The sequence below is a fragment of the Bacillus sp. AP8 genome (assembly GCF_000321185.1).
Taxonomy (GTDB): Bacteria; Bacillota; Bacilli; order Bacillales; family DSM-1321; genus Bacillus_AD; species Bacillus_AD massilioanorexius.
The window spans coordinates 25,992-35,249 of sequence record NZ_CAPG01000041.1 but is presented as its reverse complement, the minus strand read 5'-3'; the positions used below and the strand labels follow the sequence as shown (position 1 = coordinate 35,249).

Sequence of the window (9,258 nt, the reverse complement as noted above, 5' to 3'; positions counted from 1 at the left end):
AATCATGAATTGATTCTTTGTTTTTTTTTTGTCTGTTTTCTAAAATTTAAATAATCTAAGTGAATAAAAACAGCATAAAAATCGATTGTAACAGAATTCAACTCACACTCTTCCTATATAGAAAATGATTTGAAAATCCATACTCTGGGATTTCGTATGTACATTTTTCCTGCATAGTTGCTCTTTCTTTTTCAAAAGCTAACGTTATACAAAAGGAGAGTAAGCAATGATCGTAAGAAAAGTATTAGGAGATGTACCACTAACAAAAGATTTGAAACTATTGTTAGTTATCGGTGGACTATTTAGTATTAGTGCTGCTTTATCTAACACTTTTGTTAATATTTTTTTATGGAAGCAATCAGGTAGTTTTCTTGAAATTGGTGTATACAATATTACAATTGTACTGTTACAACTAATTTCTTTTGTGCTTGCTGGAAGATTAGCAAAAGTTATGGATCGAGTAATTGTTCTTCGCATGGGTGTTCTTTTTTTAGCGATATTTTATTTAGTTGTACTATTTGTTGGTGATTTTGCTGCAAAATACATTGTTTTATTAGGAGCTATTCAAGGAATTGGTTCAGGATTGTATTGGCTAGCTTACAATGTGTTAACGTTTGAAATTACAGAACCAGAGAATAGAGATTTTTTTAATGGATTTTTAGGGATTTTAAATTCAATAGGTGGTATGGTTGGCCCGTTTACGGCTGGTTTTATCATATCTCATTTAGTTGGAAATACAGGGTATTCTGTTATATTTGCTATTTCGATGATGTTATTTGCTATTGCTGTTATCATGAGTTTCTTCATTAATAGAAGACATGCAAAAGGGAAGTTTTATGTATGGACGATTATCAAAGAACGGAGAAATAGTAGTAATTGGAAAAATATCACTAATGCTCATATCTTTCAAGGTTTAAGAGAAGGGACCTTTTTTTTCATAGTATCTCTTTTTATTTTTATCTCAACGGGCAGTGAACTAGCTCTAGGAACCTTTGGCTTAATTAATTCAGGAATTGGATTACTTACATATTATTGTGTTTCACGATTTGTTAAGAAGAAAAATAGAAATAAGGCGATTTTAATTGGATCAATCGGTTTATTTATTTCCATCTTTTTTCTTCTTTTTCATGTCACGTACTTTAATTTGTTAATGTATGGGGTGGCAATCGCCTTCTTTTACCCGCTTTTATTAGTTCCATATTTTTCATTAACTTATGATGTAATCGGTAGGAGCTGGAAGGCAGCCGAAATGAGAGTGGAATATATTGTTGTTAAGGAATTATTTTTAAATATTGGTAGGGCCCTATCTATCTTCATATTTCTCATTTGTGTTTCTTTTTTGGATATAGTCCGTATCATGCCATATTTGTTAATCTTTTTAGGATCCGGACATATGATGATTTATTTTTATATACGTAAGATTACATTAGACACGCCCACTGTGTAAAAAGGTACTATTATTTTTTGTTGAAGTAAAACTGAGACACTCTGATGAGAGAAATGAGCATGGAAATTTGGCACTCCTCCGCGATTAGCGAACGGATTGAGCGATTTAGCAATCATCGAATATAATTCAACCTAAAGAAAAAGAAATGATGAACTTGAATCGTAAGATTATAGAAGTTTCTTTTTTTGCTAGAAAAAGTATCTATATTTATATACAATAGGTAATGAAAAAATAAAAGATAAGATAATATCCAGTATTAGATATTATACTTTTTCTTATATAGGGAGGATGTGTGCTACAGGTTGAAGAAAACTAAATCCAAAAAGAAAAAGACGCACGTTCCTTTTCGTTTAAATATGCTTTTCTTTATTGTATTTTTATTATTTTCAGGTTTAATTTTGCGACTCGGAGTAGTTCAAATTGTTTACGGAGAAGATTACCGTCGTGAAATCGAACGTACTGAAGAAATTACGGTTAATAATCCAGTCCCTCGCGGTAAGATTTATGATCGTTATTCAAAAATAATTGTAGATAATACGCCTGTCGATGCGATTACGTATACTAGATATCAAACGACTAAAACTGATGAAATGCTAGAATTAGCAGAGACGTTGGCGAAAATTATTGATCAAAATACAGATAAAGTAACAGAACGTGATAAAAAAGATTTTTGGTTATTAAAAAATCCAGAAAAAGCTAAAGAGAAAATCACAAAGGCTGAACTAAAAAAGCTTGAGGAAAATGAGCTTGATAATGGTGATATATATAAGCTGCAGATTAGTCGAGTTACTGAAGATGAAATAAATGAATTTTCAAAGGATGATCTGGAAGTATTAGCAATATTTAGAGAGCTTTCAAGTGCTCGTTCACTTTCACCTCAAATCATTAAAAATGAAGGGGTAACGAGTGAAGAGGTGGCAATTGTTAGTGAAAATCTAGAAGCTTTACCTGGTATTGACGTAACAACAGATTGGGAAAGAAAGTATATTTTTGATAAAACCTTAAAATCGATAATAGGAAAAGTCACTTCTTCAAAAGAAGGGTTACCGTTAGACCAATTACAATATTTTGAAGCTCGTGATTATAACCGAAATGAACGCGTCGGTAAAAGTTATTTAGAACTGCAATATGAAGATGTTCTTCATGGCCAAAAAGCAAAAGTGAAGAATGTTACAGATAAAACAGGTAATGTTTTAGACTCGCAAATTATATCTGAAGGACAAAGAGGGAAAGACTTAGTTCTTACGATTGATATGGACTTGCAAATAGCTGTAGAAAAGATACTGTTAGAAGAGTTGAAATCTAAAAGAGCAATGGGTGGGACGTATTTATTAGACCGTGCATTTGTCGTTTTAATGGATCCAAAAACAGGTGAAATTTTGACACTCGCAGGTAAGCAGTATGATACAAAAGAAAATCAATATGTTGATTATGCACTTGGTACCTTTACTTCATCTTATGCAATGGGATCGGTTGTAAAAGGTGCGACAGTATTAACAGGTTATCAAACAGGTGCTATCCAGCCAGGACAATATATTCTAGATGAACCACTACAAATTAAGGGAACACCTATTAAAAAATCTTGGAAAACAATGGGTAGTATTAGTGACTTAACAGCATTAAAACAATCATCAAACGTATATATGTTTAAAACAGCTATCGCAATTGGCGGAGGTACTTATAGACCTGGACAATCTTTAAATATTAATACTGAAAGTGCCTTTACTACTATGCGATATTTCTATAATCAATTTGGTTTAGGTGTAAGAACAGGAATTGATTTGCCAAATGAAACAGCTGGAGTTAAAGGACCAGTGGATCCTAAAAACCCTGGTTTATTACTGGATTTAGCTATTGGTCAGTATGATACGTACACGCCGCTTCAACTTGCACAATATGTTTCTACAATTGCAAATGGTGGAAAACGATTAGAGCCACACATTGTTAAAGAAATTAGAGAGCCATCTAACGATGAAACAGAATTAGGTTCTATTGTTAAATCGGTATCTCCAAAAGTATTAAATACGCTCGATATGAAGACATCTCAAATAGAACGAGTTCAAAGAGGTTTCAGAAGTGTTATGAGTGAGCCAGGTGGTACTGGTTTGTCTGCATTCCAAGGGGCAGATTATCAACCAGCAGGTAAAACAGGAACAGCTCAAGCCTTTTATGACGGTCCTCGTAAGAAATATGCAAATGATGAAACAATGAACATCACTTTGGTTGCATATGCACCTTATGACAATCCTGAGATCGCAATGTCAGTTGTTGTACCTTGGGCTTATCAAGGTAGAACGGGACATAGCATGAATTTAAATATCGGTCGAAAAGTTATGGATAAGTATTTTGAGTTGAAAAAGCAACGTACAAATGAAAATACCCATAATCAACAAACGAATACGGAAGAGTAATGAAAAGGAGATGTCAACAAAAGATATACTTTTGTTGGACATCTCTTTTTATTTTAACTTTCTTCTTTATTAAAAGCTGTTTCCTAAAAGGTTGGTTGATTGTGGAGCGTAAGGTGCGAGACCCCTGCGGGAGCAGCGAGACAGGTGAGATCCCATAGGCGTTATGCGCCGAGTATGCCGCCCCGCGGAAAGCAAGCATCCTGAAGCGTTTCAATCTACTTACTTATTAATAGGAGACAAATCCTTATTAAAAGAGAAAAGAGGTTAAGCAAAAAACCTTGTCAAAGCGGGTACAACTGCTTTTATTGGAAAGTAAGAATACACACATACTCAACTTGCTTTAATTAAAATAATACATTATGAAGCGTAGAGGCTTTTTAAAAAGAGATTGAAATCACTTTTTAGAAAGCTTTTTTTACTATTTACAAAACTCTAACAGTCCTTTACATATCCTTTACATTGTATTAAAACCTCTTTAATACTTGTGGAGTATTCTTAAACTTGTAAAGCAAAGCAATAATAAACAGAGTTTCTAGGAGGAATTAGAGGATGAAAGGTTTAAGGTATATGGCATTAACAGCTACAATGACAGGATTACTTGCATTTACTGCAGCATGTGGTTCGTCTGACACAGAGAAGCAAAGCGGTGCAGGTGATAGCAATAAATCCTTAGCAGGAGACGTAGCAATTGATGGTTCATCAACTGTATACCCTATCATGGAAGCTGTATCAGAAGAATACATGTCAGTACAACCAGATGTAAAAGTTTCAGTAGGATTCTCTGGTACTGGTGGAGGTTTTAAGAAATTTATCGCAGGTGATACGGACATCAGTGATGCTTCTCGTCCGATAAAAGATGAAGAAAAAGCTCAACTAGAAGAAAAAGGTATGGATTATACGGAATTAGAATTAGCTTATGATGGTATTTCAATTGTTGTAAACAAAGATAATACATGGGTTGAATCTTTAACGGTTGATCAACTTAAAAAGTTATGGGTAAATGATGGAAAAACAAAATTATGGTCTGATATTGATCCATCTTGGCCTAAAGAAGAAGTTAAATTCTATGCTCCTGGAACAGACTCAGGCACTTATGACTATTTTAACGAAGTTATTTTAGAAGAAAATCCAATTGATGAAAAAGCTACTTTGTCTGAGGATGATAACGTACTTGTACAAGGTGTAAGCGGAGATAAAAATGCTATTGGTTTCTTTGGATTTGCATACTATCATGAAAACAAAGATAAATTAAAAATTGTAAAAATTGATGGCGGTAATGGAGCAGTTGAACCAACTCATGACACAATTCAAGACGGATCTTACGCACCATTATCTCGTCCACTATTCTTATATGTTTCTAATAAATCTGTAGCAGAAAAAGAACAAGTGGCTGATTTCTTAAATCACACATTTGAAGTAGCTGGTGAAATGGCAGAAGAAGTTGGTTATGTTAAATTACCAGAAGATAAATATACAGATGCACTTGATAAATTAAAATCTCTTGAAAAATAATTACAAAGCAATAGAAATGAGTTGGGAAGCGAATAACGCTTCTCAACTTGTTATGTTCAATTCGCATATAAAGGCAAAAGAATGTTTATAGTTTTACTTGGATGAAAGGGGTTATTACTATGGCTTTAAGCCAACAAAAGGATACATCAATCCGGCAAATGATTGAAGAGAAAAAACAGAAAAAGAATAAATTTAAATTTGAAAAATTTGTTCCATATTTATTGCTGTTTGCAGCAATCATTTCAGTGTTAACAACAATTGGTATTGTACTCACATTAATATTTGAAACGTTCGAGTTTTTTACTAGAGTTTCTATTATAGAGTTTTTAACAGAAAAGAAATGGTATCCCTTCTCTGCTACTGATGCAAGTTTTGGAATTATGCCATTAGTAGTAGGTACATTAAAAGTAACTGGTATTGCAACTTTAGTTGCGGTTCCTATTGGTTTAGCAACAGCTATTTTCTTGAGCGAGTATGCAAGTGAGAAAACTCGTAAAATAATAAAACCGATTCTTGAGGTATTAGCTGGAATTCCGACGATTGTTTATGGCTTTTTTGCTTTAACTTTTGTCACACCTATTTTAAGAGAAATATTTCCGTCTTTAGAAATATTTAATGCTCTTAGTCCCGGAATCGTAATCGGAATTATGATTACTCCAATGATTGCATCTCTTTCAGAAGATGCCATGTCATCTGTTCCAAATAGTATTCGTGAAGGGGCATTTGCCTTAGGGGCAACTAAGCTAGAAACGACATTTAAAGTCATTTTACCTGCAGCAATTTCTGGAATAATGGCTTCTATTGTATTGGCGCTATCGAGAGCGATAGGAGAAACAATGATTGTGTCTGTGGCAGGTGGATCAACACCATCATTAGGATTTGATGTTACATCATCTATTCAAACGATGACATCCTATATTGTTCAAGTAAGTACTGGTGATGCAGGATTTGGTACGACAATTTACTACAGTATTTATGCTGTTGGTATGACTCTATTCTTATTCACATTACTTATGAATTTGTTAGCTCAATACATTTCTCGCAAGTTTAAGGAGGAATATTAATGAAGTACATGAATGAGGAAGTTGTACTGAAAAAAATGACTAGTCGATTATGGTCAAATCGTATTTGCAAAGTATTATTTTTCTTTGCAACTTTATTTGGCTTAGTTATACTATCACTCTTGTTATATCGGATATTCTCTCAAGGAATTAGACATTTAGATTTAGATTTTTTAAATAGCTTTGCATCAAGAAAACCCGAAGAGGCTGGAGTTAAAGCCGCATTTATCGGAACCATTTGGTTAATGGCTGTTGTCGCACCTATATCCATTATTTTTGGAGTTGGAACAGCTTTATATCTTGAGGAATATGCAAAGAAAAATCGATTCACAACATTTATTAAGATTAACATTTCAAACCTAGCGGGTGTTCCTTCTATTGTATTTGGTTTACTAGGTTTAACGATTTTCGTAAGAGCTTTAGCTTTAGGTAATTCCGTACTAGCAGCTGGTCTAACAATGAGCTTACTTGTTTTGCCTGTTATTATTGTAGCAGCCCAAGAAGCTATTCGTGCAGTTCCTAAAGAACTTCGTGAAGCTTCCTACGGTATGGGAGCAACAAAATGGCAAACTATCGTGCGAGTTGTATTACCAGCAGCATTGCCTGGTATTGCAACGGGAGCAATATTAGCCCTATCACGTGCGATAGGAGAAACAGCTCCACTAATTGTTGTAGGTATTCCAATGTTTATTGCATTTTTACCTAGAACCGTGTTTGATACATTTACAGTTTTACCGATGCAAATTTACAACTGGACTTCAAGACCACAAGAAGAGTTTCAATTTGTGGCTGCATCAGGAATTATCGTGCTACTTGTCCTATTAATTTTTATGAATTCAGTAGCTGTATTTATTCGTAATAAATTTCAAAAAAGATATTAACGAATGATTTAAATGTATAAGCATATTTGTCTATAGGAGGACGACTAACTATGAGTATGGTTTTAGATAAAAAAATGATGGTAGGAAATGAAAAGTTTGTCCAACAGGTGGATGAGACTATGAAAAATAAAGTTTATGAAACAAAGCAACTAAATTTGTGGTATGGTGACAATCATGCTTTAAAAGATATTAATTTAGATATATACGAAAATGAAGTTACTGCTATCATTGGACCGTCTGGTTGTGGTAAATCAACATACGTGAAAACACTTAATAGAATGATCGAGATGGTTCCTGTTGTGAAGACATCAGGAGAAATTAAATATCGCGGTAGAAATATTTTAGATAAGTCATACACAGTGGAAGAACTCAGAACAAAAGTTGGCATGGTGTTCCAAAAACCAAATCCATTTCCAAAATCCATTTATGAAAATGTCGTTTATGGACCTAAAATTCATGGAATTCGAGATAAAAAAGTTCTAAAAGAAATCGCTGAAAAAAGCTTACGTCAAGCTGCTCTATGGGATGAAGTAAAGGACCGCCTAAATGAAAACGCATATGGATTATCTGGTGGACAGCAACAAAGACTTTGTATGGCACGTTGTTTAGCAATTGAACCAGATGTTATTCTTATGGATGAACCCACTTCGGCTTTAGATCCAATTTCTACATTAAAGGTAGAAGAGTTGGTTCAAGAATTAAAGCAAAACTATAGTATCATCATTGTTACTCATAATATGCAACAAGCTGCGCGAATTTCAGATAAAACAGCCTTCTTCTTAAATGGAGAGGTTATTGAATTTGATGCAACCAATACGATTTTTTCTAATCCATCAGATAAAAGAACAGAAGATTATATTACAGGGCGATTTGGTTAAAGTGAAACTTCCATCAGTAGGATTTTAATGTATCTTCAACTGATGGTTTAGTTAAACCAATCGATTCTTACTGACGCTTTTCTCCCGCTTAAAATACTTTGCCTTCTCTTCGGTTTTGAAGTAGGAGTTTAGTGTCAGTTAGTAAGGGATAAGTTGTTAAAGGAGAGGGAAGCATGGCTGTACGTGAAAAATTTGAGGATGATTTACATTTACTAAAAGATAAATTAGTTTCACTTGGAAAACTAGCAGAAAGTTCATTAATCAAAGCTTTTGAAGCTTTTGAAACACAAAACTATGACTTAGCTTTAGAAGTTCTTGAGGGTGATGAAAAAGCAAACATACTAGAAGAAGAAATAAATGACTTCGCTATTCTGCTAATTGCAAAGCAACAGCCAGTGGCGATTGATTTGCGCAGAATTATTGCTTGTATAAAAATTGCCGCAGATGTAGAAAGAATTGCGGACTATGGAGTAAACATAGCTAAAGCAGCTATTCGTATCGGCAATAAAAATCAAAGCATTCAAGTCGATGAGCTGAAAAAGATGCACACGCTCGTATTAGAAATGCTTAAACTATCTATAAAAGCTTACGTAGAAGAGGATATTCAAGTTGCAAAGGATATCTCATTAATGGATGATGAAGTAGATCATCTTTATGGACAGTCTATGAAACAGCTTCTTAAAGATTCATATGAACAGTTCCAACAAGTAACGCAAATCTCTCTAGTAGCTAGACATCTTGAGAGAACGGGTGATCACATTACAAATATTGCAGAAAATATTTATTATTTGGTTCGTGGTCGTCATCTTGATTTAAATAAATAAGCCAATGTGGAAAGCCTTCAATAAGTATGTTAGATATTATTGAAGGTTTTTTTGTATGAGAGTAGCTATAATTATTCGAAATATTATGTAAATGATGTTTAAAACAGGTAAAATATTGAAAGAATATTATAAAAATTATGTAAAGTGTAGGTCGGGGGTCTTATATACAATTAAAACTAAAGTGTATTAACAAAATTTTTATGTTAAGGTAACATTAAAATTGGAAGAAATAGTAACGAGGAGT

Annotated in this window: 7 protein-coding genes; all 7 read left to right on the top strand. The window is 33.7% G+C overall.

Going from position 1 to position 9,258, the window contains the following annotated elements:
- Positions 1–226 precede the first annotated feature (226 nt).
- The 7 genes from BN349_RS12080 to phoU all read left to right on the top strand — a co-directional run bounded on the left by BN349_RS12080 (position 227) and on the right by phoU (position 9,014).
- On the top strand, positions 227–1,447 hold the full coding sequence (locus BN349_RS12080; protein ID WP_019242578.1) for an MFS transporter: 1,221 nt from the start codon (positions 227–229) through the stop codon (positions 1,445–1,447).
- 356 nt (positions 1,448–1,803) lie between these two features.
- Positions 1,804–3,858: a peptidoglycan D,D-transpeptidase FtsI family protein gene (locus tag BN349_RS12075; protein ID WP_081591235.1), complete on the top strand. Its 2,055-nt coding sequence runs from the start codon at positions 1,804–1,806 to the stop codon at positions 3,856–3,858.
- A gap of 549 nt (positions 3,859–4,407) precedes the next feature.
- A complete protein-coding gene (locus BN349_RS12070) occupies positions 4,408–5,370 on the top strand; it encodes a PstS family phosphate ABC transporter substrate-binding protein (protein WP_019242576.1) in 963 nt (320 codons plus the stop codon).
- 119 nt (positions 5,371–5,489) lie between these two features.
- A complete protein-coding gene (pstC, locus tag BN349_RS12065) occupies positions 5,490–6,434 on the top strand; it encodes a phosphate ABC transporter permease subunit PstC (RefSeq protein WP_019242575.1) in 945 nt (314 codons plus the stop codon).
- A complete protein-coding gene (pstA, locus tag BN349_RS12060; RefSeq protein ID WP_019242574.1) occupies positions 6,434–7,312 on the top strand; it encodes a phosphate ABC transporter permease PstA in 879 nt (292 codons plus the stop codon). Before pstC ends, pstA begins: the two co-directional genes overlap by 1 nt.
- A gap of 74 nt (positions 7,313–7,386) precedes the next feature.
- Entirely contained in the window at positions 7,387–8,190 is an 804-nt protein-coding gene (gene pstB, locus BN349_RS12055; RefSeq protein WP_087960628.1) for a phosphate ABC transporter ATP-binding protein PstB, read from the top strand.
- A 173-nt stretch (positions 8,191–8,363) separates the two neighbouring features.
- Positions 8,364–9,014, top strand: coding sequence for a phosphate signaling complex protein PhoU (phoU, locus tag BN349_RS12050; protein WP_019242572.1), 651 nt, complete (start codon positions 8,364–8,366; stop codon positions 9,012–9,014).
- Positions 9,015–9,258 lie beyond the last annotated feature (244 nt).

What these genes read in the sequence shown, in the direction of transcription:
- pstB (WP_087960628.1), top strand. Translation starts at nt 7,387, where the DNA reads ATGATGGTAGGAAATGAAAAGTTTGTCCAACAGGTGGATGAGACTATG.
- pstC (WP_019242575.1), top strand. Translation starts at nt 5,490, where the DNA reads ATGGCTTTAAGCCAACAAAAGGATACATCAATCCGGCAAATGATTGAA.
- BN349_RS12075 (WP_081591235.1), top strand. Translation starts at nt 1,804, where the DNA reads ATGCTTTTCTTTATTGTATTTTTATTATTTTCAGGTTTAATTTTGCGA.
- pstA (WP_019242574.1), top strand. Translation starts at nt 6,434, where the DNA reads ATGAAGTACATGAATGAGGAAGTTGTACTGAAAAAAATGACTAGTCGA.
- BN349_RS12070 (WP_019242576.1), top strand. Translation starts at nt 4,408, where the DNA reads ATGAAAGGTTTAAGGTATATGGCATTAACAGCTACAATGACAGGATTA.
- BN349_RS12080 (WP_019242578.1), top strand. Translation starts at nt 227, where the DNA reads ATGATCGTAAGAAAAGTATTAGGAGATGTACCACTAACAAAAGATTTG.
- phoU (WP_019242572.1), top strand. Translation starts at nt 8,364, where the DNA reads ATGGCTGTACGTGAAAAATTTGAGGATGATTTACATTTACTAAAAGAT.